This window comes from Serratia sp. LACPHL-BACT-2024-00286 (assembly GCF_043109535.1).
Taxonomy (GTDB): Bacteria; Pseudomonadota; Gammaproteobacteria; order Enterobacterales; family Enterobacteriaceae; genus Serratia; species Serratia sarumanii.
Genome location: NZ_JBICNA010000001.1, coordinates 129,535 through 153,842, shown reverse-complemented (window position 1 = coordinate 153,842; position 24,308 = coordinate 129,535). Strand labels below are relative to the sequence as shown.

Below are 24,308 nucleotides of genomic sequence, written 5' to 3'. Positions count from 1 at the left end.
GCGGATGAAAATAGGCATTGTGGTTTTCGACGGCATCATTCCCTTTCACCTTTCGGTGCCCTTTGCGGTGTTTGAAAAAGTGCTGGCGCCTTCAGGCGCGCCGCTGTGCGAACTGACCCTGTGCGCCGCCGAGCCTGGCGAGCTGAAAACCAATGCCGGTTTTTCCATTGTGGTCAACCTTGGGCTCGGCGCGCTGAGCGGCATGGACATGGTGATCGTACCCAGTTGGGACGCTCCGGCCCGCCAGCCGGAACCCGCGCTGCTGGATGCGCTGCGCCATGCCCATGCCGCCGGCGCCACCGTCGTCGGCCTTTGCATGGGCGCATTCGTGCTGGCGGCGGCGGGCCTGCTGAATCATCGCCGGGCCACTACCCACTGGCGCTGGCTGCCGGACTTTCAGCAACGTTATCCGGCGGTGCTCGTCGAAAATGACGTGCTGTATCTCGATGAAGGGGATGTCGTGACGTCGGCCGGCACCGCCGCCGGCATCGATTGCTGCCTGCACCTGGTGAGAAAACGCTGGGGCGCGGACATGGCGGCGCAGGCGGCGCGCCAGTTGGTGGTGCCCCCTCACCGGCAAGGCGGACAATCGCAGTATGTCGCGCTGCCGGTGCAAAATACCCGCCAGGGGGATAACTTTTCCTTGGCGCTGGCCTGGGCGATGGAAAACCTGCATCAGACGCTGTCGTTGGATAGTCTCGCGCAGAAAGCCTGCATGAGCCGCCGCAGCTTTACCCGCCGGTTTCAGCAAACCACCGGCACCCGCTTTTCGCTTTGGCTGCTGAATCAGCGCCTCATCGCCGCACAGCGTTTGCTGGAAAAAAGCGACTGCTCGGTGGAAACCATCGCGGAAAAGGTCGGCTTTCCCTCTACCACCTCATTGCGGCGCCACTTTCTTAAGCAACTGAACACCTCGCCCTCGCGCTACCGGCGCGAGTTTCGCGGCGACAGCCGCACCACCGGAATATCCGCCAGCCGGGTGGTGTAGGCCGGCGACAGCATTTCGCGCTTCATTTGCCACGGCTTGACGATCCCCTGCCCGGCGAACCACACGCGCCCGCGCCCTTCCTGATTCAGGCGATCGAGGGTCGCCATCAACCGCTCGCTGTTGCGGCGCGGCGGGCAGTCGTCGAACAGATCGATTTGCGCCATGGCGGCGGCGCTGAAATCCCCCAGCACCACGCCGCCCTTCAGATAACGCCGCCCTTCCTGCCAGATGCTTTCCAGCGCGCGCACCGCCATGGCGATGATGTCGCGGCTGTCGTTGCTCGGCGTTTGCAGCCGGGCGGTGCCCATATTGCTGTAATACCCCTCGCCCGCCGAATGCGGGCTGGTTTTGATAAACACCGACACGTTGCGGCAATAGCGCTTTTCCTGCCGCAGCTTTTCGGCGGCGCGTTCGGCGTAGCTGCAGATCGCCTCGCGCATATGCGGGTAGTGCGTCAGCCGCTGGCCGAACGAGCGGGAACAGATGATCTGTTCTTTCGCCGCCGCCTCATCTTCCCATTGCAGGCACGACTCGCCGCGCAGCTCGCGTATCGTGCGCTCCAGCACCACGCTGAAGGTTTTACGCGCCAGCCGGGTATCGCAGTCCGCCAGCTGCAGCGCGGTGTGAATACCCATCGCCTGCAGCTGGCGAGTCAGGCGGCGCCCCACGCCCCATACCTCTTCCACCGGGATCAGCGCCAGCAGCTTGCGCTGGCGCGCCGGATCGGATAAATCCACCACGCCGCCGGTGCCGCGCCATTTCTTGGCGGCGAAGTTGGCCAGTTTGGCCAGCGTTTTGCTCGGCGCAATGCCGACCCCGACCGTTAAATGCAGCTCGCGCCGGATGCGATCGCGCACCCGCCGGCCGAACTGCTCCAGCGCTTCGCAATGCGCCACGCCGTCCAGCCGCAGAAAGGCTTCGTCCAGCGAGTAGATCTCCACCGCCGGCGCCATCTCTTCCAGCGTGTCCATCACCCGGCGGGACATGTCGGCGTACAGCGCGTAGTTGGAGGAAAACACCGCGACGTTGCGGCGGTGCATCTCCTCTTTAATTTTGAAATAAGGCGCGCCCATCGGCACGCCCAGCGCCTTCGCCTCGGCGCTGCGGGCGATCACGCAGCCGTCGTTGTTGGACAGCACGATCACCGGCCGCCCCCGCAGATCGGGCCGAAAGATGGTCTCGCAGGAAGCGTAGAAGCTGTTGACGTCTACCAGGGCGAACATGGTTACCGACCTTTCATCGTCAGTGGGTTGTTATTCATAACGGCACCAGATTACTGTTCATGCATACAGTATTTGTATTTTTCTGGCGACGATCAAGTAGAAACCACCCCATCGCTGCTATCCGTTTGATGCGCATTGGCTTTTAACTCAGCCTCCGTTTACCTGGAGCCAAGTTTTTCATTAACGGCGAACTTCACGCAGATCGAAACGAATCGGAATGTTCACGCTGAATTCCGCCTGCCCCGCTGCGATCTCGTTGCCGGGCGCGGGCAGTGGAGAAGCGCGCTGCGGTAACTGAAGCGCCTCCCGGTCGAGCGAAGCAACCCCACTCGATCGCAATAGCTTCACACCCAGCACGTTCCCCTGCCGATCCAACGTCACGGCAACCTGAACAACCCCCTGGCGCTGTTGGCGTACCGCCAGGGCCGGGTAGCGTTTGAAACGGCTCAAATGCGCCAACAGCAGGCCGCTCCAGACCGAGGCATCCTGGCTCGGCTGCGACGCCACGCTGGTTTGCGGCGCGGCAACACGCTTTCCATCCAGAGACGGCGGCGCGCTGGTGCTTGATGCTATTGAGCTTGCAGACGCTATTTTTTCCTGTTCCTTTTGCCTTGGACGCGGCAGTTCCGTCTTCGGTCTGATGGGGTCGTTCCGTTGCCCTTTGGCCTTGCTCTGCTGCTCCGTCGCACGCGGCGCATGAATCAGCGGAGGCATCGCCGCCTCCGGTTCCCGGTTGGCCTGCCGTTGCGCCACCGCCTGCACCTGGCGCACGCCGGTTGGCATCGGCTCTGCGTTGGGGATCGATTCCGCCTGCTCGGCAACCATCATCAACACCATCGGTTGCGCCGCGGGCAGCAACGGTGGCACCAGGTGATAACCAAGGCCAAACAACAACGCACCATGCAGACCCAACGCCAACACATTGGCGGTAGCCCAGCGCAATCGCCCGCCTGTAGGCGGTAAAGATAAATCGGCAGGTAATACGTTGTGATTCAACATGGAAAACGATACTCAGGTTAAGCGTGAAACAGACCAACGTACGCAACGGTCACGACGGTCGGGGCATGTCAGAAAAGTCGTTTAGGCACGCGGCACCGGGCAGGAAACGAGAAAAAAACAGGCCAATCAAGAAGGAAAAATACAAATAGCAGAGTTAAAAACTTTAGGATACGGTGATGAAGTATTTTGACAGCATATTTAACCTAACCGGCAGCGCACCGGGCAGAGCCGCAATGACTCGCTCGGGGTCAGCCAGCGGGAACGCACCGGAGAGCCGCAGGCCGGCTACCTCCGGCCGGCAGAGAATAACGCCCTGACGATAACGCCCCAGCTCCATCAGGAAGTCGTCCAGCCGCATGTTGTCGGCCAACAGCATGCCTTGCCGCCAACCGGGCTCTTGCGTCACGCGGTACGGATCGCCAATGCCTTGCCGGCTTAATCTGCCGCCCTGACCGGCGTTGAGCACCGCGTTCCGATGCGCCGGCGAAAGGATCGTGACTCGGCCAAGATAAACGGCGATATCACTGTAGGTTTCCCACAGGCGAACGCTGAAGCGAGCAGCCTGCGCCACGATCTCGCCCTGCGGCAGCCTCACCGTCAACGCGCCGCTTTCCGGCGGCAGATTCACCATCATTTCACCTTCCAGCAATGCGGCCTGCTGAAGGCTGACGTTGACCGCCGTTTGCGTGTTCAGCATCAACTGCGCGCCATCCGCCAACGCGACGGTTTGCTGCTCCCCCACCGCCGTGCGGTAATCCGCCAGCCAGGGGCGCCATGGCAGCGCGCCAGAACCGATGCCAACCGACCCTACCACGCCGATGGCCGCCAGGCTTCTCAGCAACCGGCGGCGTTGCGGGTTCGGCAACTGCGACAGACTACGCTGCGCCGCCGCCCCGTTAAGCAGAGAAAAACGGGATGAAAACGCGGCGATATGCCGCCAGGCGCGTTCATTTTCCGGTTTCGCCTGATACCAACGCCGCCAGTTTTCCCTATCCGCGTCGCTTGCCTCTTCCGACATCAGCTGGGTTAACCAGGCGGCGGCCTCACGCGCGCTCTGCCGATCGATATCCGATTCCATCATGGGTTCCGCACCTGCCGTTACGCCGCCAATGCAAAGAAACAGTGCAAATTGGCGCGCTGCAGATATTGTTTCACCGAACTGGTCGACACCCGCAAACGTTCAGCGATGTCGCAATAACGCATGCCCTGCAGGTGCGCCAACAGGAAAGCCTCGCGAACGTGCGCCGGCAATCCGTCCAACGCCTGATCCAACTGTTCGAGCATTTCGAGGGTTTGTTGACGAACCTCCGGCGAGGGCGCCTCGATCGCCGGCAGCTCGCTCAAGGCCTGCAGATAGCTCTCTTCGATTGTTTTACGTCGGTAATAATTCGCCACCAGCCGGCGCGCCACGGTCGCCAGGAAGGGGCGTGGTTGCCGAATGGCAAGCAACTGCGGGCTCAGTAAAATACTGATGAACGTATCCTGCGCCAGGTCTTCGGCGTGATGCGCGCACCCGACCTTCTGTCTCAGCCAATGGCATAGCCAACTGTGGTGCTCAAGGTAAAGCTGTTGAGCAAACCCGTTGGCTGCCGCGGCCTCTTTCCTTGCCATTCGGTGACACCAATTGATAATGAGATTGAAAATGATAATTATTATTATTTTAAAATTGTAACTTCTGTGTCAAGCGATTGCTGATGATTTATAAACGGCGAAAAAGTAGGGAAATACGGGAGAGAAAACGTGAAAAGGGGCCAAAATGGCCCCTGTTAGCAGGATATTCAGAAACGTTGGCTAACGCTAAACTTGATGTTGCGCCCTACGCCGGACACCGATTCGCCCAGGTAAGGGTAATAATCGCGGTTGAACAGGTTGTCCACCGCGACGCGAGCTTCGAAGCCCTGCAAACCGCTGGGCTGCCACGAGGCGAACAGGCCGTGCAATGCATAACCCGACGTTTTCGGCAGCGCCCAGACAACGGCCATCGGATCGCCGTCGGCCGGTGAACGATCCTGTTTACGCACAAAATCGCCGGTCCAGCCGAAGGCCATGTCCCACTGCGGTACTTTCATACCCAGCATCGCGTGTGCCGTAACGGGTGGAATTTCGGCAATCCAGGTTTCGTTGCCCCACGGATCGCGCGGTGAAGCGTCGCGTTTGCCGCGAATCGAGGAGAACGACAGGCTGCCGAACAGGCTTTCGCTGTCATAAAACGATTCGAGCTCCACGCCCTCAATGGTATAGCCCGGCAAGTTGCGATAGTTCGACAACGGTTGCCCACATTGGCCCCCATGCCGTGCGGCGTCGCACACTACGCCGCGACGATAGAAAATCTCGTCCTTGCCGCGATTGCGGAACAGCGTAGTGCGGATCTGCAGGCTGTCTCGCGCCATCAACACATCGTTGAAGTCCAGCACCGCGCCAAGGCGCACGCCCGTCATGCGTTCCACCTGCAGGCCGCGGCTGGTGCCGGGCACGCTGGAAGCGGCGTATTGCACTTCGTACTGTTCGTCGATCACCGGGGCGCGCCAGGTGCGGCTAACGTCGGCAAACAGGGACAGATTCGACGTCGCTTTCCACATCACGCCCAAATGCGGCGACCAGCCGGTATAGGTCACGCTGCTGTAATCATGGCCCACGAGCGGATCGCTGTCGTTATAGCGCGGCGCCCGGTTCGGTTGCCCGGTATTGGTCACATGATCGTAACGCACGCCCGGCGTCACGGTCAGGCTGCCGAAGCTGACCGCATCCTGCAGATAAACGCTGCGGGTTTCCTGTTCGCCCGCCGGCATGTAATACGGCTGGAAATAGCCGTAGTTGTAACTGGCGTTTTTCACCTGCGAGGGGTAATACATCAGGGTATCGCGCTGATGTTTATGCCACCGCGCGCCGAGCAACAGCTTGTGCTCCAGCGGCCCGCTGGCGAAACGGCTTTCATTGCTGACGTCAAACTGCCGATCGGTATAGTTCACCCAGCTTTCATTGCCCAACGTACCGAGATAGCTGAACTTTGAAGCGGAATCCGGCCGCTTGTCATGCTGTTCTGTCTTCGAATAGGCATAAGACAGCGTCAGATTCAGCAACGGCTGCGCTTCCGGCGCCAGATTCCATTTCACCGAGTAATTGGTGTCCGTCTGGTCGCGATACACCAGAATGCGGCGCCACGCGTCTTCCCGGCCATATTTATCGATATCCGCCTGGCTGGGCGCGGCGATATCGTCCCGCTTGGCGGCAAAAGGCTGCCAGCCATCGGAATCGGAGCGCATCGCCGACAGCGTCAGCGTTTGCGCCTCGCTCAGATAAATATTGGTTTTTAACAGGTAGGAAGCCTGATCGTTGGCGGAATAGGCAAAGCGCGTGCCGTCCGGCCGCTTCAGGTTGCCGCCGTCACGCTTGCTCATGTAGATCAAACCGTCGGCGAATCCTTCCGGCGTACGGCCGTACAACGCACCGCTGTAAATGCCCTGGCGATCGTTGGTGTGGTAGCTGTATTTCAGCAAGCCGCCAAAATCTTCGCCCGGCAGCAGCATATCCCCGGCATCTTTGGTCTCCAGCGTAATGGTTCCGCCAAAACCGCCATTGCCGTTCAACAGATTGTGCGGCCCCTTATCGACCTCAACCTTTTTCAGCAATTCGGGTTCAATGAATACCGAACCCTGCCGATATTTCTCAAATCCCTTCGGCGCCCCGTCCAGCACCACCTTCACATCTTCCATGTCGCCCATGCCCCAGATATTCAGGCTTTGGCCACCCGGGCGCGGCGATCCCGCCATCCCTACGCCGGGCAAGCGATCAAGCAAACTGGCGATATTGTCTGCCTGCACACGTTCGATATCTTCTTTATCCAGCACCGAACGGCCGGCGGCGACGCTGTCGGACAAACCGCCGACCACCGACAGCTCCGGTATCGTCAACGGCTGAACCGGCCCGGCGTCGACCAACCGATATCCCTGTGCGGTTTGTTGAGCGCGCAATCCGCTGCCCGCCAACAGCGTATTGAACGCGTCGGTGAGGCGATAATGTCCCTGCAGGCCCGCGGTGCTTTTTCCACGCGTCTGTTCGGGCGTGAAAATCACTATCACGCCGGCCTTAGCGGCCGCCGTCTGCAAGGCGGGCGCCAGATCACCGGCGGGAATGGCGAAGGAAAGGATAGCGGGCTGTTCGACCGCCGAGGGTGATGCCGACGCACCGGGTGCCGCCATCGCGGAGGTGAGCATGCCCGATAGTGCGCATCCTATCCCGATAGCGACGCGCTTCCCGGTAATGCGTTTGGCTGATGTGAACGTACGCCCTGCGCCGTTCTTGTTTTTTATGGCCATGAAGGATTCCCCTGAGTGTATTGAACTGGAAACTCAGTAGAGAGGTCACGCCAACGAAAAGATCGGGCAGAAAAAAATGAAAAAAAGGGCCGAAGTTACCGCGCCGCGTAGACGATAAAGGTCACCACGCCGAAGATCTCCAGCTGCGCCTCATCGTCGAACACGATCGGCGCGTAGGCGGGGTTCATCGGTAATAGCCGCACGTCGGGGTGGCGCTGCAGTTTTTTGACGGTGAATTCGCCGTCCACCGCGGCGATCACGATATTGCCGTGCTCCGGCGTCAGGGCGCTGTCGACGATCAGCAGATCGCCATCCTGGATATTGCCGTCGATCATCGACTCGCCGCTGGCGCGCACGAAGTAAGTGGCGTTGGGGTGCCGCACCAGCAGCTTGCCGATGTCCAGCCTGCTCTCGACATAGTCCTGCGCCGGGGAAGGAAAGCCGCAGGCCACGCGATCGGCAAACAGCGGTAACGTCAGGGGGTCACCTGGTGAAAAAGCATACAACCTTGAATTGCTCAGCATAATCATAACCAAACTGTATATTTATACAGTAAAGCATAAACAAAACGCGAACGCGTGCAACCCCCAATCCCCCTGCGGATCGCGCTTTGCCGCGTAATATAATAATTTTCTTAGTGATTTTTCTTGCAGCTTTCGGCGTTCTTCGCGTGTGTTTACACACATGATACCCACCAAAACTGTGGATAATGCGGCACTCAGACCGTTGGCGTATCGATGGGCAGGATGAGTGAGGGATTGTCATTGCGAACGGCGCCGACGGCGGGCGATACCGGTTGCCAGACGAAATCCTCTGCCTGCAGGCTGTACACGTCAGCCTGCATTTGACCAGAGGGCGGGACTAAGCGGGTGTCGAGCCAGTCGCGCGCGGCCGTCGGTCTCTGCTGCGTACAGCGCCGCAAATAACAGCGGCAGGCCTTGCCTCACGGGAGGAACGGCGGACGGCCTTACAAAATGACGCCAATAAAATTGCGACTGGCAATGGCATCAATGGGACGGACAGAGACGAAAGTCAGTACGTTATGCCAGGAGCTTGGGATAACCCGACAAACGCTGTACCGCCACATTTCCCCTGATGGTCCACTGCGAGCTGACGGTATAAAGCTGCTCAACCGGGGATAATTTTAGCGGACGGAAAAATCTGGGGTTCCGGCGTAGAACCCCGAATAAGGAATAATCCTTAATTCATTTCAGGATTATTAATTCCATCTAAAACCTCTCGGCAATATTCTTTTTTATAGGCTTCATCATTACTTAATGACTTAACCAAAAAATCAGCATTTTTCCAACCATTATCCCAATGCGTATCGAATCCTGACTGTTCAAACTTTAATGTTCTAGTTAATGAGTCCTTTATTTGTTTTTTATATTTATCAATTTTCTCATTGGTTGCCCCACAAACATCATGTGCAACACGAGCATTTGAGCCAGAAAAACCTATTGCTGAAATTGCCATCGCTTCATTTGATTTGTCGAAATCATTCGCATATGCCACAGCATTAGATAAAGCGAATATGACAAGAGCAGGTATGGTTTTTTTGTATGAAATCATCTTTCACCTCTACTCATTGATTGTTCATGGGGTCAGTTTGGATATCGAAAATTATTGTACATTAAGGCTGCTTTTTAATCAGTCTCAACTTCTTTATAGAAGGCCTGAATGCGACAAACTTGGGAAGTACTGTAGCCTGTCGCGTCTGCTGTTTCTCGGATGCTCAGTTTCTTAATCTGTCGGTAGTGCCTGATCCATCCTGCACGCTCCATCTCGCCGCTGGCGCGCACGAAGTAGGTGGCGTTGGGGTGCCGCACCAGCAGCTTGCCGATATCCAGCCTGCTCTCGACATAGTCCTGCGCCGGGGAAGGAAAGCCGCAGGCCACGCGATCGGCAAACAGCGGTAACGTCAGGGGTTCATCTGGTGAAAAAGCATACAACCTTGAATTGCTCAGCATAATCACAACCAATCTGTATATTTATACAGTATAACATAAACAAAACGCGAACGCGTGCAACCCCCAATCCCCCTGCAGATCGCGCTTTGCCGCGTAATATAATAATTTTCTGAGCGATTTTTTTTTACGCCTGCTAAGGGTTTCACCGCCCCTTGCACACACGTTATCCACCAAAACTGTGGATAACCTGGTGGGGTCGCCGGCAGACGTCATTCCCTGCGCGAGCGGGATCAGAATCCTGTATAATCCCCACACCTGCTCAATAAGAATTCATCCCCGTCGGCGCCTCGTCACCGACGGTCACGAGAACGTTATGAACAAGCACCTGCTCCTCGCAGAAACCGACGATATCGAACAGGAATGCCTGTCGCGCCACGCGGTCTGGCAGCGCAACGGTCTGGCCCAGGCGCAACAGGATTGGCTGGCGGAAGAAGTGCCGGTCGCCCTGGTGTACAACGGCATTTCCCACGTGGTGATGATGGCGACGCCGAAAGATCTGGCGGCCTTCGCCATCGGTTTTTCGCTGTCCGAAGGCATCATCGCCTCCCCCGACGATATCTACGACATCCGCCAGCAACCGGCCTGCAACGGCATTGAAGTGCATGTGGAACTCTCGAGCCGCCGTTTTATGCAGCTGAAAGAGAAGCGCCGCAGCCTGGCCGGCCGCACCGGCTGCGGTGTCTGCGGGGTGGAACAACTGCAGGAGGTCGCCCAGCCCATCGCGCCGCTGCCCTTCACGCAACGCTTCGATTTGGCCCTGCTCGACCGGGCGTTGGCGCAGCTGCAGGAGGTGCAAACGGTGGGGAAACTGACCGGCTGCACCCACGCGGCGGCCTGGATCCAGCCGGATGGCGCGCTCAGCGGCGGGTGTGAAGACGTCGGCCGCCACGTGGCGCTCGACAAGCTGCTGGGCTACCGCAGCCAACAGGCGTGGCTGCAAGGGGCGGCGCTGGTGTCGAGCCGCGCCAGCTATGAAATGGTGCAAAAATCCGCCATGTGCGGCGTCGAGATCCTGTTCGCCGTTTCCGCCGCCACCCGCCTGGCGGTCGAGGTGGCCGAGCGCAGCAACCTGACGCTGGTGGGCTTCAGCAAGCCAGGGCGCGCCACCGTCTATACGCACCCGCAGCGGCTCTGGCAATCGACGACGGCGGCATAGCGCCGCCGGATAAGAATCGACTATTCTCAATAGCAGGACACCAGGAAGCACCCACGTCATGATAATTCGCCCGAACCAGAACTGGTTTTTTCGCCTGTTCGCCTGGCACGGTTCCGTGCTGTCAAAGATCACCTTTCGCCTGTCGCTGAACGTGCTGATGTCGATAGTGGCGGTGATCAGCTATCAATGGTACGAACAGCTCGGCGTGCATTTGACCATCGCGCCGTTCAGCCTGCTGGGTATCGCCATCGCGATTTTTCTCGGCTTTCGCAATAACGCCGGCTACAGCCGTTTTGTCGAAGCGCGCAACCTGTGGGGCTCGCTGCTGATTACCGAGCGATCCCTGCTGCGCCAGATAAAAAGCCTGCTGCCGGACGAACCGGCGGTGCACCAGAAGGTCGCCAAGCTGCTGATCGCCTTCAGCTGGAGCCTGAAGCATCAGCTGCGCGCCACCGATCCGACCGCCGATCTGTACCACAACCTCAGCAGCAAAGAGCTGGCGGAGGTGATCGCCAGCCCGATGCCGACCAACCGCATCCTGCTGATGCTGGGCCAGGAGATCGGCAAGCTGCGCCGACGGGGGCTGCTGAGCGACATCACCTTCGAGCTGCTCGACAACAAGCTGAGCGAGCTGTCCCACGCCCTCGGCGGCTGTGAACGGCTCGCCAGCACGCCGGTGCCGTTCGCCTATACCCTGATCCTGCAGCGCACCGTTTACCTGTTCTGCAGCCTGTTGCCTTTTGCCCTGGTGACCGATCTGCATTACATGACACCGTTTGTTTCGGTGTTCATTTCCTATACCTTCTTATCCTGGGACTCACTGGCCGAAGAGCTGGAAGATCCGTTCGGCGTGTCGGCCAACCATCTGCCGTTAAACGCCATCTGCAACACCATCGAGCGCAACCTGCTGGAAATGAACGACCAAAGCCCGCTGCCGCCGCCGATGAAACCCGACGAGCACTTTAATTTGATCTGATCGATTTCACCCGAACACACTGGAGCCGAATGCAATGAATGCAAATAACAACCCGCCGCAAGCCGTATTCACGCCGGTAACGCGCCATGCCATCTTCATCGTCGCCACCCTGTCGCCCGTTCCCGCCCATCTGGCGGCGGTGCGCGCCTGGTGCGGCGACATCGCCGCCGTGGTGCGTTCGGTCGGCAAACGCGCGCCGGCGGGCAACCTCACCTGCGTTTGCGGCTTCGGCTCCGAAGCCTGGGATACGCTGTTTGGCGCCCCGCGCCCTCGCCAGCTGCATCCGTTCAGCCCGATCGGCAGCGGGGAACGCGTCGCCGTCGCCACGCCCGGCGATATCCTGCTGCATATCCGCGCCGATGAAATGGATCTGTGTTTCGAACTGGCCTCGCAGCTGGTCGGCAAGCTCGGCGACGCCGTGACGGTGGTCGAAGAGGTGCACGGCTTCCGTTACTTCGATCAGCGCGCCATGATCGGCTTCGTCGACGGCACGGAGAACCCGGAGGGGCACGAAGCCTTCGACTACACGGTGATCGGCGACGAAGACGCGGCGTTCAGCGGCGGCAGCTATGTGCTGGTGCAAAAATACCTGCACGATATGCAGGGCTGGAATTCGCTCAGCGTGGAAACGCAGGAGAAGATCATCGGCCGCCATAAGCAGTCCAACATCGAACTGGATGAAGCGGTCAAACCGTCGTCATCGCACAGTTCGCTGACCACCATCACCGACGAGCAAGGCAACGAGGTGAAAATTCTGCGCGACAACATGCCGTTCGGCCGCCCCGGCCTGCGCGAATTCGGCACCTACTTTATCGGCTATGCGCGCTCTCCGCAGCCAATCGAGCAGATGCTGGAAAACATGTTTATCGGCCGCCCGGCCGGCAACTACGATCGGCTGCTCGATTTCAGCCACGCGGTGACCGGCACCCTGTTCTTCGTGCCGTCCGCCCCGCTGCTGGAAGCGCTGGCCGATCGCAGCGGCGCCGAACTGCACTGATTTTGCCTGGGCGCAGGGCCGCAGCGATCAACCTTTGGTTATCCTGCAGCCCTGCGCATCGATCACCGGCTCCCCATCCTCTTTGCTGAAAGCCCCGCGCTGCGGATCCGGCAGAATATCCAACACCGCCTCCGACGGCCGGCACAGGCGCGTGCCGAGCGGTGTCACCACAATGGGTCGATTGATCAAAATCGGCTGTTGCAGCATGAAGTCAATCAGTTGCTCATCGTTCCAGCCGGTCTCATCCAGTTTCAGCTCGGCGTAAGGCTCGACGTTTTTACGCAGCAGCGCGCGCGGCGTCATCCCCATTTCTGCCAGCAGCGCAATCAACCGTTCACGGCTGGGCGGTGTTTCCAGATACAAAATCACCTCCGGCTCAACGCCGCTGTTGCGGATCAGCGCCAACGTATTGCGCGACGTGCCGCAAGCCGGGTTGTGATAAATCTTGATACTGCTCATGACGGTTTCTCCTATCAGGATCAAACGGACAGCCGCAGCGCCAGCGCAGCCAAGGTGACGAACAGGATCGGCAGCGTCATCACCAGCCCCACGCGAAAATAATAGCCCCAGGTAATGACGATGTTCTTCCTTGCCAACACATGCAGCCACAGCAACGTGGCCAGGCTGCCGATCGGGGTGATTTTGGGGCCGAGATCGCTGCCGATGACGTTGGCGTAAATCATCGCCTGCTTGATGACGCCTTCCGCGCCGCTTCCGTCGATTGACAACGCCCCCACCAGTACCGTCGGCATATTATTCATGACGGAAGAGAGAAACGCGCTCAGGAAGCCGGTGCCGAGCGTCGCCGCCCACAGCCCCTGCCGCGCCAGCGCGTCCAACACGCCGGAAAGCAGCTCGGTCAAGCCGGCATTGCGCAGCCCGTAGACCACCAGATACATGCCCAGCGAGAAAATCACGATCTGCCAGGGCGCACCGCGCAGCACTTTGCCGGTGTCGATCGCGCGCCCACGTTTCGCCACCGCCAGCAGAACCAGCGCGCCGCAGGCAGCGACCAAACTCACCGGCACGCCGAGCGGCTCCAGAGCGAAGAAGCCAATCAGCAACAGCGCCAATACCGCCCAGCCGGCTCGGAAAGTCGCACGATCGCGAATCGCTTCTTGGGGTATCGGTAAACGCGTCAACGCGTAGCGCCGCGGAATATCCTTGCGAAAGAACAGATGCAACATCACCAGGGTCGCCGCCACTGCGGCAAGGTTGACCGGCACCATCACCGCCGCATACTCCGTAAAGCCCAGCCGGAAGAAATCCGCCGAAACGATATTCACCAGATTGGACACCACCAGCGGCAGGCTGGCGGCATCGGCGATAAAGCCCGCCGCCATCACGAAAGCCAGTACCGCCGCAGGGCGAAAGCCGAGCGCCGACAGCATGGCGATCACGATCGGCGTAAGGATTAACGCGGCGCCGTCGTTCGCAAACAGCGCCGCCACCACGGCCCCCAGCAGCAGCATGTAGGTAAACAGCCATCGGCCTTTGCCGTTGCCCCAGCGCGCGACGTGCAGAGCAGTCCAGGCAAAGAAGCCGCTCTCATCCAGCAGCAGGCTGATGATGATGACGGCGATAAAGGTCGCGGTCGCATTCCAGACTATCTGCCACACCACGGGAATATCGCCGACGTGCACCACGCCGCTCAGTAATGCCAATCCCGCGCCGAACGCCGCGCTCCAGCCAATGCCCAGCCCTCTCGGTTGCCAGATAACCAAGGTCAACGTCAGAATAAAGATCGCTCCTGCCACTATCATCGCCGTCTCACCGCCTCTTCACATCTACATATTCGATTTTCCGTATGTGTTTGCGCAAATTTTTTACCGTTACGGGCAGCCTTTCGCTACGCGTTGCCCCAACTCCATCATCTGTTCTGCCCGACACTGATAAGCCTGCTCAATAATCCCCGCCGCCCAAGCCGGCATATGCGGCGACAGGCGATAATATATCCACTTGCCATCGCGCCGATCGAGCAACAGCCCGCTTTCACGCAGCATCGCCAAATGCCTTGAGATTTTGGGTTGCGGCAGCGCCAATGCGCCCGACAACTCGCACACGCACAGCTCGCCGGCGTGGCGCAGCAACAGCACCAGCGTCAGACGCGTCTCGTCCGACAGGTTTTTAAACAGCTTCAGCGGCGTCAATGACGTCATGTCGCACTCCCGTTAACCTTATCGTCTCCACAAATCGCTCATGAAGATACCATTTTCATATTCGGAAAAACAAATATAAAACACAAAACGTTGTCCCCCTCGCCGAGGCATATACTTATCTTTATGCTGTTCTTGCAGGAAGGAGGCACCATGCCGCTCACATTCAAACGTTCGGAAAGGCTCTCCATCGGCACCGAAATAGAGCTGCAACTGGTCGATGACAAGCACTACGATCTTACGGATCGGGCCGACCGGGTGGTCAGCGCGGTCGGCGACCGCCGGCGCGTCAAACATGAGCTCACCAAATCGATGGTGGAGCTGAACAGCTCGGTGCACCGCGATCTCGATGAGCTGCACGCCGAACTGCGCGCCCTGACCCATACCGTCCGGCGCAGCGCGCAGCGCCTGGGCTGTGACGTCTGCGGCGGCGGCCGCCATCTGAGCAACGACTGGCGCAAGCAGGTCATCAGCGACAACGCGCGCTACAGGCAGCTGGCCAGCCGCTTTGGCTATCTTTCCAAGCTGGCCTGCGTGTTCGGCCAACACATCCACCTCGGCGTCAACGACGGGGACGAAGCGATGTACCTGTGCCATGCGCTGACGCCCTACTTTCCGCAGCTGATCGCGCTCAGCGCATCGTCACCGCTGTACCAGGGCGTCGATACGCGCTTTGCCAGCTCCCGTTTCAGCGCGCAGAATTCCTTCCCCAACTACGGATGCCTGGAACACATCTACAGCTGGCGCGAATTCAATGCCTACTACGAACGGCTGAACGCCGCCGGCGTGATTGAAAGCATCAAGGATATTTACTGGGATGCGCGGCCCAAACCGGAGCTGGGCACGGTGGAGATCCGCATCTGCGATACGCCGCTGCGCCTCGCGCATGCCGTGCTGCTGGTCGGTTACTGCCGTCTGCTGGCTGATTTCCTGTTGCAACACCGCACGCCGATCGCGCCGGAATACGATGCCTTCACCAATTACAACAAGATCAACGCCTATCGCAGCGGTTTCGCCGCCGAATACGTCGATCCCGCGACGCTGCGTCGCAGCAGCCTGACCGCCCATATCCTGCACACTCTCGATGCGCTGAGCGGGTTCGCCGAGCGACGGGAGGATCGGGCCGTGCTACAGGCGATCGAGCGCCATGTCCGCCAGGGCATCAGCGATTCGGAGCATATCCGCCAGATGTTGCACAACGGCCTGCCGCAGGCTCAGGTGATCAAGCGCCTGTGCGATGAGCTGTTGCAACCGGCAAGTTAAGTTTCGGCTATCGATTCCATACGCCAAAGCCGCTGTTCATTATGTGCTCTTTCGCTACAATCGTGAGCACTGACATTCATCGTATCGAGGACACCATGTACAACTTCTCCCGCTATCAGGCAAAAGAACTGGCGCTGGCTTACATGAGCGGCAAAAAACACGATCTGTCGCCGCAGGAATTTTTGCAGCAGCTGAAAAGCAGCGAGCGATCGTTTGAGCACCTGCTGAAACACGGCAGCGAAATGCCGCGTGACGTGCTGGTTAAAAGCTTCTGAACGGCCGGTTGCCGGCCACTTTCCGTTTACGCCGCCGGTGGCGAGCCTGCAGGCCCGCGCATTCCCGGCCATTCATTCCCCTCCTCACTCTGCCTCAATTCGTCCTCACAGGCGAAAAGCCGATAAATTCGTATTCACAGGCGAATTATTGACATATTCGTATCCAGGTGCGAATTTATAGTCACCCTTCTATAAACATCGGAACATGTCATGCCGACGCCAATCAGCGTAATCAGCGGCGATCTGGTCGATTCCCGCCGCTCAGACACCGTCAACTACCTCAATGAGCTGCACAGCCTGCTCGATCGGCTGCGGCGCGACGGGCGGCTGCATCAGGTGGAAATCTTTCGCGGCGACGCCTTCCAGGCGCAGGCCGCCCCGGAGGACGGGCTGCTGCTGGCGGTGTATATTCGCCTCGCGCTGCGGGCAACGGGCGCCGCGCACTGGGATGCGCGCGTCGCCGTCGGGCTGGGCAGCCAACGGCCCGACGCCGCCGGCTATGGCAGCGCCTTTATCAATTCCGGCAGCGCGTTGGACGCCATGGCGAAAAATTGCCGGCTGGCTCTGAAAACCGACAACGATCGGACAAACGCCATTGTCAGCGATCTGCTGCCGATGTTAGATCATGTGATTGGCCGCCTGTCGCAGACCGAAGCGCGCATCGTCCAGGCGAGAATGTTCGCCGACAGCGGCGCCGCCGTGGCGGATCAGCTGCAAAAAGCCGCCTCCACGGTCTCCGCCGCGTTGAAACGCGCGGCCTACGAGGAAATCATGCGGTTTATTCACGCCATTAACAGGATCGTCTGACTATGGATCTGACCTATGCGCCTTTGCTGGCCTGGCTGTTGCTCGTCCATCTGCTGGCGGATTTTCCGCTGCAGCCGCTGAGTTGGGTGGAAGATAAAATCCAGCATCGCGCGCGTTCACGTTTTCTGGTGTTGCACGCGTTGCTGCACGGGGTGCTGGCCGCCTGGGTGGTGGCCGGTTTCGGCCTGCTGCACGGCGGGCTTTCTTCACTTCAGGTGCTGGCCAGCCTGCTGATCATCGCCGTCAGCCACTACCTGATCGATTTACTGAAGGTCACCGCGATGAACCGCCTGAGCCCGGCCCGCAGTTTCCTGCTCGATCAGGGATTGCATCTGGCGGTAATCGCCTTGCTGTGGCTGGGGCTGACGCCGAATGCCGGTGAACTGCTCGCCGCGCTGGGGCGGCAACTGGGGCGTTGGCAAACCGGCCTGGTGCTGGTGGCCTACAGCCTGATTTATCTGCCGATGAGCCTGCTGATCGGGCAACTGCTGGCGCACTGGACGCCGCAAATGCCGCCTTCGGCCAAGGCCGACAACGACTCGCTGCTGCGCGCGGGCAAACAGATTGGCTATCTGGAGAGAACGCTGATCCTGACCTTTGTGCTGCTGGGGCAAATCCCGGCGATCGGCTTTTTGCTGGCGGCTAAATCTATCTTCCGTTTCGGCGATCTGCGCCAGAGCGACGATAAGATGCGCACCGAGTATGTGCTGCTCGGCACGCTGTTTTCCTTCACGCTGACCATCATGCTCGGCCTGCTGGTCAACAAACTGCTGTAGCGGAGCGGGGGCGAAGAATTTCGCCCCCGAAGTGAGTGCCGAAGCGGCTTACAGCCACTCGCCGAAGCGCCGGATGTAGAAACGCTTCATCAACTGCGCGACCACGCAGTAGCTGACCAACGTAGCGGCCAACCACGGGAAGTATTCCCACGGCAGCGGCTGCAGGCCAACCAGGGCGCCGAGCGGCGAGAACGGAATGTAGATGCCGAGCGCCATCACCAACCCGGTGGTCAGCAATACCGGCAGCGCCGCGGTGCTCTGAATGAACGGGATCTTCTGGGTGCGCAGCATATGCACCACCAGCGTTTGCGACAGCAACCCCTCAATGAACCAGCCGGACTGGAACAGCGCCTGGTGTTCCACGCTGTTGGCGGCGAACACGTACCACATCAGCGCATACGTCGTGATATCGAAGATTGACGAGGTCGGCCCAATCCACAGCATAAAGCGCCCGATGTTTTTGGAGTCCCACTTGCGCGGCTTGCGCAGGAACTCTTTGTCCATCTTGTCCCACGGCAGCGACAGCTGGGAAATATCGTACATCAGGTTTTGAATCAACAGGTGGATCGCCAGCATCGGCAGGAACGGAATGAAGGCGCTGGCCACCAGCACCGAGAACACGTTGCCGAAGTTGGAGCTGGCGGTCATGTTCAGGTACTTGATGATATTGCCGAAGGTCTCGCGCCCTTTGATCACCCCCTCTTCCAGCACCATCAGGTTCTTTTCCAACAGGATGATGTCCGCCGACTCCTTGGCGATGTCGGTGCCGGTGTCGACCGAAATGCCGACGTCGGCATCGCGCAGCGCCGGTGCATCGTTGATGCCGTCGCCGAGGAAGCCGACGGTATGGCCGTTGGCCTGCAGCATTTTCAGCACCCGCGATTTTTGCAGCGGCGTCAGCTTGGTGAAGACCGTGCGCTGCTCCACTTCGCGCGCCAGCGTTTCGTCATCCATCTGTTCAATCTGCAGCCCGGAGAGCGGTTCACCCGGCTCCAGCCCGACGTCGCGGCAAATCTTGCAGGTGATCACCGGGTTGTCGCCGGTCAGCACCTTCACCGTCACGCCGTTTTCCTGCAGTGCGGCGATCGCCTGCTGCGCGCTCTCCTTCGGCGGATCGAGGAAGGTCAGCAACCCTTGCACCACCATGTCGCGCTCGTCGGCCACGCTCAGCGGGTCGGCCGGGCGTTGCGCATCCAGCTCGCGCGTCGCCAGCACCAGCACGCGGAAACCGTCTTCGTTATACTCGCGGGCCAGCGCCTGCAGCGCCGCACGGCGCGCGTCGTCCAGTTCCAGCGTCTTGTCGCCTTCACGCACGTGAGTGGCGATCTCCAGCATCTCCTCTACCGCGCCCTTACAGATCAGCTGCTGCTTGCCATTTTCGTCCGCCACCACGATCGACAAGCGGCGGCGCACGAAATCGAACGGCAGCTCATCCACCTTGCTGAAACGCCCCAGGGCTTCGATCCCCGGTTTGCCGCGCCCGAAGCGGATCACCGCCTGATCCATCAGGTTCTTCATGCCGCTCTGATGGAAGCTGTTCAGCCAGGCCAGGTGCAGCACCTCGTTATCCCTGGCGCCGTTGACGTCGATATGGTGCTCGAGAATGATGCGGTCCTGGGTCAGCGTGCCGGTCTTGTCGGTGCAGAGCACGTCCATGGCGCCGAAGTTCTGAATGGCGTTCAGGCGCTTCACCACCACCTTGCGGCGCGACATGGCGATCGCCCCTTTCGCCAGGTTGGAGCTGACGATCATCGGCAGCATTTCCGGCGTCAGGCCGACCGCCACCGCCAGTGCGAACAGCGCCGCCTCGCTCCAGTCGCCTTTGGTGAAACCGTTGATCAGCAACACCACCGGCACCATCACCAGCATGAAGCGAATCAGCAGCCAGCTGACGCTGTTCACCCCGCGATCGAACGCGGTTTGCGCCCGCGAACCGACGATCGACTTGGCCAACGAGCCGAAGTAGGTGCGCCCGCCGGTCGCTACCACCACCGCCGTGGCGGTGCCGCTGGCGACGTTGGTGCCCATCAGGCAGACGTTGGAGAGCTCAAGCAGCGCGTTCTCGCTGGACACTTCCCCTTCGCTCGACTTCTGCGCCACGCTGCCCATGGCATCGTATTTTTCGATAGGGATCGCTTCGCCGGTCAAAATCGCCTGGCTGATGAACAGATCGCGCGAGGCGATAAGGCGCACGTCGGCCGGCACCATGTCGCCGGCGGAGAGCTGAATGATATCCCCCGGCACCAGTTCGCGGATCGGCACTTCCAGCGTCAGCGGATGCGCGCTGTAGCTGCTGCGGCGCAGCACCGTGGCGGTGGTGCGCACCATCGACTTCAGCGCTTCCGCCGCTTTGTTGGTGCGGTATTCCTGCCAGAAACGCAGCAGCCCGCTCAGCGTGACCATGATGAGAATGATAATGACGCCGGTGAGTTCAGTTTCTTCACCGCTCTGGCGCGGCAGCCAATAATCGGTAAAGAAACTGATCGCAGCCAGCACCATCAGCACGAAGATAAACGGGTTGTTGAAAGCCTTGATCAGCTGGATCAAGGCATGCGGCGCCTTGTCGTGGGCGACCTGATTGGCGCCGAACTGCTCCAGCCGCTCATCGGCGTCGTCCTGGGTCAAACCGTTGCGGTTGCACTTCAGGTTCGCCAGCGTTTGGGCGATGCTGTTGGTCGCTTCTTCCGCAATGGCGTAGGTCACCGCGTCTTTATCACGGCGACGCGTTCTTTCATTAATCTGAGTCATAACGCTATTCTCTTATTTTCGTTCTGCGCACAGGGATATCCCGCCCGATAAACAGGTGACTCTGCGCAGAGTGGAATTTTTTAATTAGCGTGACTGAATAGCGTGATTACCCTGTCAGCCACGCAAGAATCATTTCCCTTCCGGGGTCATCGTCCATAACGCCTCCTTAATGCCCGCGTTATTCAGGCCTACCTGAATAAACACGAACATATAATCAAGTTAATAAATATTTATATCATTACTCAGACCGGTAATTCGGACGCAACGCGCCAGCGAACGGCGCTCACGCTTTTTTCCAGGCTGACGCGGCAGACAATACCCTCAATTTCTTTTTGTGCGGCCGGCGTGGCGGTAATTTCCGCGCACACTTCCAATTGCCCCGGGCTGGAAATATCGGCGCTGCGCAAAGATTGCAGCCGCAAGGCGACGCCGTTCAGCGCCTGCAGAATCAGGGTGCGCACCAGAATTTCATCCTGCTCGCCACAGGTCACCTGAATGCGATAGCACAGTTCCAGATCGGTCGCCTGCTGGTGCGGCTGCAGATTGATGCGCTGGGCGGCCTCGCGCAGCAGGATATTGGCGCACAGGATCACCAGCGTGGCGACCACCGCATCCCAATGCTGGCCCAGGCCGCACAGTACGCCGATCCCCGCCGAACACCACAGCGTGGCGGCGGTGTTGAGGCCGCGAATGTTCAGCCCTTCACGCATGATAACCCCGGCGCCGAGGAAGCCGATACCGGATACGATCTGCGCAGCCACGCGGCCGGCGCTGGCCGGATCGGTGGACATGGAGCTGAGAATAAAGACCGCCGCGCCGGTCGCCACCAGCGCATTGGTGCGCAGGCCGGCCATGCGTTGGCGCCACTGGCGCTCGGCGCCAATTACCGCGCCCAGGCACATCGCCAGCAATAAATTTAAAACGAAAGGAGTCATAGCCATGACTGTCCCCTTAATTAACCTCAGGAGATAAAATCATGTGCTGTTTAGCACACGCAAAATCGCGCCGAAAATAAATCAGCGAATCAGCGTACTGTGCCTGGAGGGAAAAGGCTGTGGCTGCAGAATACCATAATAACGTCCAACTCAATTCACCTGAAACCATCAGGCCTCAGGAAACGTTTTATATTCGGGTATGCACAGCTCAGGAATAACTGGAGAGGGGTGCTGCCCGCCGATAACGGCAAGCAACAAATCAGAAGAGAATTGGTCAGCTTGCCTTATTTGTTTTATTACAACTACAACTGTCCAATTGGGTTTCTCCACCGAAATTTTGGCTGAGTATAGTGACGTCGGGTAATGAAGTAAAGGCTAATTTATTAAACGAAAAATAAACTGAAATACCGCGATGATATTTCGATGTCACAAATCGGCAGCGACAGCGTTGGGCGGCAGTGCGCTTATCGGTAAACTGCTCCCCTTCATCTTTCAAGGACGCCCCCGATGAAACACCGGCTTTCCCCGCTCGCGCTCGCGCTGCTCGTCAGCTATCCCGCCGATGCCCTGCTGCTGCAGCAAGGCGACGCGCAGTTTGAACTCGATCCCGCCACGCTGCGCATTGCCGCCGGCGCTGTGCCGGTCAATCTGGCGCAGCCCGCGCAACAGGTGGAAGATCTCACCGCGTCGCCACAACGCGCCAGCTGGCGCTGGCCGCAGAGCGCGGTCAAGGTTAGCGCCCGTCTGGAAGGCGGCGATCTGCGCCTGAGCTTCAGCAGCGACCGGCCACAGCTTCTGAACTGGTATCGCCTGCCGCCACAAACAGAAACGCTGCTGTTGCCGATCGGCGAAGGCAGCCGCATTCCGCTCGACAACGCCGTCTGGCGCCATTACCTGACGGCGGAAATGACGCCGCTGGATACCAACTGGGATCTGAAGCTGCCGCTGTGGAGCCAGCAATACCAGGGCAAGGTCTACAGCTGGCTGATGTTGACGCCGTTCAGCAACCGGGTCACCTTCGCCTCGGCGCAGGAAAAGCTGGAGATGCGCGCCGGGCATCAGTTCAACCGCTTCAATCAGCAACAGGCATTCGAGGTGCTGCTGCACGTCGGTGACACGCCGCTGTCCGGCGCCCGCCGCTATCGCGACTATTTGCAACAGAACGGCCAGTTCAGCAGCCTACGCGAGAAGATAAAGCAGGCGCCCGAAGGCGAAAAGCTGATCGGCGCCACCCATGTCTACCTGTGGGGGGACAAACTGCTGGCGGCGGAAGATGTCAAAGATTGGCCAGGGTTGCTGCACTACCTCGCCTCTCCCGCCGCCGAAGCGCTGCGGCAGAAGATGGATGCCGAGAGCAGAAAGCTCCTGCTGCAGCTGGCGGGCAAAACACCGGAGGGCTGGCAGCAACAGCCCCTGATCGACGGCATCAACCAGGCGTTGACGGCGCAAATCCCGCTGGGCGCCACGCCGGATGACGCCGACTTTCTGCAGGCGCAGCAGCGCCAGGCCGCTGCGGTGCGGGAACGGGCGCAGCGAGAGCTGGGGCGCTGGCTAACCCCGGCGGACCGTTGGGGGCAAGGGCTGGCCGAACCGGTGATCGACGCGCTGCGCCAGGCCGGCTTGCCGCGCCTGTGGTTAGGCACCGATAACTGGACCGCCGCCTTCCTGCACCCGCAGGCGGTGGGCGCAGCCAAAGCGGCCGGCTATCTGATCGCCAGCTACGACTCCTACGATACCGCCATTGCGCGCGGCGTGAACGACAGCTGGCTCACCGCGCAACTGCCGACGGCGCTGCGGGAAAGTTGCGCCATCGTGCGCGCCGACGGCAGCAAGAAACCCGGCTTCGGCAAACAGGGTTACTACCTCAACCCGGGCTGCGTCCTGCCCTATTCTCAACGGCGCATGCGCGAGCTGGTGCAACTGGCCGGGTTGAACAGCCTGTTCCTCGACGTGGACGGCACCGGCATGGTCTCCGACGACTATCAGCCCGGCCACCCGACCGGCGCGGCGCAGATGGCCGAGGCGCGCAACGCCCGGCTGGCCTGGTTCAGCGCCACCCTTAAGCTGCCGCTCGGCTCGGAGGACGGCAATGCGGTGACCGCCCGCAGCCTGATGTTCGCCCACGGCATGGAAACCTGGGGATTCGGCTGGGGCGACAAGCAGATGAATCAGGATAAATCCTCGCCCTATTATCTCGGCGCCTGGTGGCCCAACGCCCAACCGGCGTTTTTCTTCCGCCCCGCCAAGGTGAAGCAGCCCTACCGCACCGTCGAATTCGATCCGCGCTATCGCCTGCCGCTGTACCAGGCCGTTTTCCACGATGCGATCGTCAGCAGCCACCACTGGAATTACGACAATCTGAAGTTCAGCGACGTTCAGACCACCCGCAGTCTGCTCAGCCAGCTGTACAACACCGCGCCGATGTTCCATCTGAGCCGCGCCACCCTGGCGGCCCGCCTGCCGGCGATCAAACGCGCCGACGCCGCCTTCCGGCCGTTGCATCAGGCTCTCTGGGACAAAGCGCTGACCGACTTCCGCTGGCTCGATCGGGACGGCTGGGTGCAGCAGACGACCTTCAGCGACGATTCGACGCTGACCGCCAACTTCAGCGCGCAGCCGTTCGCCGGCGTAGCGGCCCACAGCCTGCGCGCCAAACTGGCCGACGGCCGCTCGTTCGACGTTGCGCCTTAGCAAGGTCGCCGGCGATGGGCTACGCTAGGCTA

At 59.8% G+C, this 24,308-nt stretch carries 21 protein-coding genes and 3 pseudogenes; 10 read left to right on the top strand and 14 right to left on the bottom strand.

Annotated features, from left to right (window positions below):
- Positions 1-4 precede the first annotated feature (4 nt).
- Positions 5-988 (top strand): GlxA family transcriptional regulator, encoded by a 984-nt coding sequence (locus tag ACF8MC_RS00765; RefSeq protein WP_048321738.1) that lies wholly within the window; start codon positions 5-7, stop codon positions 986-988.
- On the opposite strand, the gene umuC is transcribed toward ACF8MC_RS00765, so the two are convergent.
- The 7 genes and pseudogenes from umuC to ACF8MC_RS00730 all read right to left on the bottom strand — a co-directional run.
- The gene (gene umuC / locus ACF8MC_RS00760; RefSeq protein WP_060445802.1) at positions 925-2,211 is read right to left on the bottom strand and encodes a translesion error-prone DNA polymerase V subunit UmuC; all 1,287 of its coding nucleotides are present in this window, start codon (positions 2,209-2,211) and stop codon (positions 925-927) included. The genes ACF8MC_RS00765 and umuC overlap by 64 nt on opposite strands.
- Positions 2,212-2,391: 180 nt before the next feature.
- Complete coding sequence (locus tag ACF8MC_RS00755) at positions 2,392-3,153, bottom strand: energy transducer TonB (RefSeq protein WP_239506334.1); 762 nt, start codon at positions 3,151-3,153, stop codon at positions 2,392-2,394.
- Between the two features lie 220 nt (positions 3,154-3,373).
- Positions 3,374-4,291 (bottom strand): FecR domain-containing protein, encoded by a 918-nt coding sequence (locus ACF8MC_RS00750; RefSeq protein WP_164104855.1) that lies wholly within the window; start codon positions 4,289-4,291, stop codon positions 3,374-3,376.
- 17 nt (positions 4,292-4,308) lie between these two features.
- On the bottom strand, positions 4,309-4,821 hold the full coding sequence (locus ACF8MC_RS00745; protein ID WP_025303329.1) for a sigma-70 family RNA polymerase sigma factor: 513 nt from the start codon (positions 4,819-4,821) through the stop codon (positions 4,309-4,311).
- A gap of 167 nt (positions 4,822-4,988) precedes the next feature.
- Entirely contained in the window at positions 4,989-7,526 is a 2,538-nt protein-coding gene (locus ACF8MC_RS00740; protein ID WP_060425913.1) for a TonB-dependent receptor, read from the bottom strand.
- Between the two features lie 95 nt (positions 7,527-7,621).
- A complete protein-coding gene (gene umuD, locus ACF8MC_RS00735) occupies positions 7,622-8,056 on the bottom strand; it encodes a translesion error-prone DNA polymerase V autoproteolytic subunit (protein WP_047730422.1) in 435 nt (144 codons plus the stop codon).
- Positions 8,057-8,244: 188 nt separating this feature from the next.
- Positions 8,245-8,424 (bottom strand): annotated as a pseudogene (locus ACF8MC_RS00730) (hypothetical protein); the annotation flags it as partial.
- Between the two features lie 37 nt (positions 8,425-8,461).
- Here ACF8MC_RS00730 and ACF8MC_RS00725 point away from each other — a divergent pair.
- Positions 8,462-8,668, top strand: a pseudogene (locus ACF8MC_RS00725) (resolvase); the annotation flags it as partial.
- Positions 8,669-8,726: 58 nt separating this feature from the next.
- Here the strand turns inward: ACF8MC_RS00725 and ACF8MC_RS00720 are convergent.
- On the bottom strand, positions 8,727-9,098 hold the full coding sequence (locus ACF8MC_RS00720; protein ID WP_125460725.1) for a hypothetical protein: 372 nt from the start codon (positions 9,096-9,098) through the stop codon (positions 8,727-8,729).
- A gap of 212 nt (positions 9,099-9,310) precedes the next feature.
- A pseudogene (locus ACF8MC_RS00715) lies at positions 9,311-9,496 on the bottom strand (DNA polymerase V); the annotation flags it as partial.
- A 313-nt stretch (positions 9,497-9,809) separates the two neighbouring features.
- On the opposite strand from ACF8MC_RS00715, the gene fdhD reads away from it, so the two are divergent.
- Genes fdhD through ACF8MC_RS00700 form a run of 3 tightly spaced genes read left to right on the top strand, consistent with a single transcriptional unit; the run spans position 9,810 to position 12,625 of the window.
- Positions 9,810-10,652, top strand: a complete 843-nt coding sequence (gene fdhD / locus ACF8MC_RS00710) for a formate dehydrogenase accessory sulfurtransferase FdhD (RefSeq protein WP_164104856.1) — start codon at positions 9,810-9,812, stop codon at positions 10,650-10,652.
- A 58-nt stretch (positions 10,653-10,710) separates the two neighbouring features.
- The gene (locus ACF8MC_RS00705) at positions 10,711-11,628 is read left to right on the top strand and encodes a bestrophin family protein (protein ID WP_033635062.1); all 918 of its coding nucleotides are present in this window, start codon (positions 10,711-10,713) and stop codon (positions 11,626-11,628) included.
- A gap of 34 nt (positions 11,629-11,662) precedes the next feature.
- Positions 11,663-12,625 (top strand): Dyp-type peroxidase, encoded by a 963-nt coding sequence (locus tag ACF8MC_RS00700; protein ID WP_033635063.1) that lies wholly within the window; start codon positions 11,663-11,665, stop codon positions 12,623-12,625.
- Between the two features lie 27 nt (positions 12,626-12,652).
- Here the strand turns inward: ACF8MC_RS00700 and arsC are convergent, their stop codons facing one another.
- The 3 genes from arsC to ACF8MC_RS00685 form a co-directional block, all read right to left on the bottom strand.
- Entirely contained in the window at positions 12,653-13,084 is a 432-nt protein-coding gene (gene arsC / locus ACF8MC_RS00695) for a glutaredoxin-dependent arsenate reductase (RefSeq protein WP_048321742.1), read from the bottom strand.
- A gap of 20 nt (positions 13,085-13,104) precedes the next feature.
- Positions 13,105-14,388 (bottom strand): arsenic transporter, encoded by a 1,284-nt coding sequence (locus ACF8MC_RS00690; RefSeq protein ID WP_060438531.1) that lies wholly within the window; start codon positions 14,386-14,388, stop codon positions 13,105-13,107.
- Positions 14,389-14,457: 69 nt separating this feature from the next.
- Positions 14,458-14,784 carry a metalloregulator ArsR/SmtB family transcription factor gene (locus ACF8MC_RS00685; RefSeq protein WP_033647837.1) on the bottom strand — a complete coding sequence of 109 codons (327 nt, stop codon included), beginning with the start codon at positions 14,782-14,784 and terminating at the stop codon, positions 14,458-14,460.
- Positions 14,785-14,934: 150 nt separating this feature from the next.
- Here ACF8MC_RS00685 and ACF8MC_RS00680 point away from each other — a divergent pair, with 150 nt between their 5' ends.
- The 4 genes from ACF8MC_RS00680 to ACF8MC_RS00665 all read left to right on the top strand — a co-directional run bounded on the left by ACF8MC_RS00680 (position 14,935) and on the right by ACF8MC_RS00665 (position 17,902).
- Positions 14,935-16,044: a YbdK family carboxylate-amine ligase gene (locus tag ACF8MC_RS00680; RefSeq protein ID WP_033647839.1), complete on the top strand. Its 1,110-nt coding sequence runs from the start codon at positions 14,935-14,937 to the stop codon at positions 16,042-16,044.
- 95 nt (positions 16,045-16,139) lie between these two features.
- Entirely contained in the window at positions 16,140-16,319 is a 180-nt protein-coding gene (locus tag ACF8MC_RS00675) for a hypothetical protein (protein WP_004935085.1), read from the top strand.
- Positions 16,320-16,529: 210 nt separating this feature from the next.
- Entirely contained in the window at positions 16,530-17,126 is a 597-nt protein-coding gene (locus ACF8MC_RS00670; RefSeq protein ID WP_033635069.1) for a hypothetical protein, read from the top strand.
- A 2-nt stretch (positions 17,127-17,128) separates the two neighbouring features.
- The gene (locus ACF8MC_RS00665) at positions 17,129-17,902 is read left to right on the top strand and encodes a DUF3307 domain-containing protein (RefSeq protein ID WP_033635070.1); all 774 of its coding nucleotides are present in this window, start codon (positions 17,129-17,131) and stop codon (positions 17,900-17,902) included.
- Between the two features lie 48 nt (positions 17,903-17,950).
- Here the strand turns inward: ACF8MC_RS00665 and mgtA are convergent, their stop codons facing one another.
- Both mgtA and ACF8MC_RS00655 read right to left on the bottom strand, forming a co-directional pair.
- Positions 17,951-20,650, bottom strand: a complete 2,700-nt coding sequence (mgtA, locus tag ACF8MC_RS00660) for a magnesium-translocating P-type ATPase (RefSeq protein ID WP_033653591.1) — start codon at positions 20,648-20,650, stop codon at positions 17,951-17,953.
- Positions 20,651-20,892: 242 nt separating this feature from the next.
- Complete coding sequence (locus tag ACF8MC_RS00655) at positions 20,893-21,591, bottom strand: MgtC family protein (RefSeq protein ID WP_025303346.1); 699 nt, start codon at positions 21,589-21,591, stop codon at positions 20,893-20,895.
- A gap of 501 nt (positions 21,592-22,092) precedes the next feature.
- Here ACF8MC_RS00655 and ACF8MC_RS00650 point away from each other — a divergent pair.
- Positions 22,093-24,276, top strand: coding sequence for a glycoside hydrolase (locus tag ACF8MC_RS00650; RefSeq protein ID WP_164104858.1), 2,184 nt, complete (start codon positions 22,093-22,095; stop codon positions 24,274-24,276).
- The last annotated feature ends 32 nt before the right edge of the window (positions 24,277-24,308 follow it).

Bases quoted from the DNA above. Each gene is read 5' to 3' on its own strand.
- ACF8MC_RS00745 (WP_025303329.1), bottom strand. From the start codon at position 4,821: ATGGCAAGGAAAGAGGCCGCGGCAGCCAACGGGTTTGCTCAACAGCTT.
- ACF8MC_RS00720 (WP_125460725.1), bottom strand. From the start codon at position 9,098: ATGATTTCATACAAAAAAACCATACCTGCTCTTGTCATATTCGCTTTA.
- ACF8MC_RS00680 (WP_033647839.1), top strand. From the start codon at position 14,935: ATGCCGCTCACATTCAAACGTTCGGAAAGGCTCTCCATCGGCACCGAA.
- mgtA (WP_033653591.1), bottom strand. From the start codon at position 20,650: ATGACTCAGATTAATGAAAGAACGCGTCGCCGTGATAAAGACGCGGTG.
- ACF8MC_RS00690 (WP_060438531.1), bottom strand. From the start codon at position 14,388: ATGATAGTGGCAGGAGCGATCTTTATTCTGACGTTGACCTTGGTTATC.
- ACF8MC_RS00685 (WP_033647837.1), bottom strand. From the start codon at position 14,784: ATGACGTCATTGACGCCGCTGAAGCTGTTTAAAAACCTGTCGGACGAG.
- ACF8MC_RS00750 (WP_164104855.1), bottom strand. From the start codon at position 4,291: ATGATGGAATCGGATATCGATCGGCAGAGCGCGCGTGAGGCCGCCGCC.
- ACF8MC_RS00765 (WP_048321738.1), top strand. From the start codon at position 5: ATGAAAATAGGCATTGTGGTTTTCGACGGCATCATTCCCTTTCACCTT.
- ACF8MC_RS00670 (WP_033635069.1), top strand. From the start codon at position 16,530: ATGCCGACGCCAATCAGCGTAATCAGCGGCGATCTGGTCGATTCCCGC.
- umuD (WP_047730422.1), bottom strand. From the start codon at position 8,056: ATGATTATGCTGAGCAATTCAAGGTTGTATGCTTTTTCACCAGGTGAC.
- ACF8MC_RS00675 (WP_004935085.1), top strand. From the start codon at position 16,140: ATGTACAACTTCTCCCGCTATCAGGCAAAAGAACTGGCGCTGGCTTAC.
- fdhD (WP_164104856.1), top strand. From the start codon at position 9,810: ATGAACAAGCACCTGCTCCTCGCAGAAACCGACGATATCGAACAGGAA.
- arsC (WP_048321742.1), bottom strand. From the start codon at position 13,084: ATGAGCAGTATCAAGATTTATCACAACCCGGCTTGCGGCACGTCGCGC.
- ACF8MC_RS00700 (WP_033635063.1), top strand. From the start codon at position 11,663: ATGAATGCAAATAACAACCCGCCGCAAGCCGTATTCACGCCGGTAACG.
- ACF8MC_RS00740 (WP_060425913.1), bottom strand. From the start codon at position 7,526: ATGGCCATAAAAAACAAGAACGGCGCAGGGCGTACGTTCACATCAGCC.
- ACF8MC_RS00655 (WP_025303346.1), bottom strand. From the start codon at position 21,591: ATGGCTATGACTCCTTTCGTTTTAAATTTATTGCTGGCGATGTGCCTG.
- ACF8MC_RS00650 (WP_164104858.1), top strand. From the start codon at position 22,093: ATGAAACACCGGCTTTCCCCGCTCGCGCTCGCGCTGCTCGTCAGCTAT.
- ACF8MC_RS00665 (WP_033635070.1), top strand. From the start codon at position 17,129: ATGGATCTGACCTATGCGCCTTTGCTGGCCTGGCTGTTGCTCGTCCAT.
- umuC (WP_060445802.1), bottom strand. From the start codon at position 2,211: ATGTTCGCCCTGGTAGACGTCAACAGCTTCTACGCTTCCTGCGAGACC.
- ACF8MC_RS00705 (WP_033635062.1), top strand. From the start codon at position 10,711: ATGATAATTCGCCCGAACCAGAACTGGTTTTTTCGCCTGTTCGCCTGG.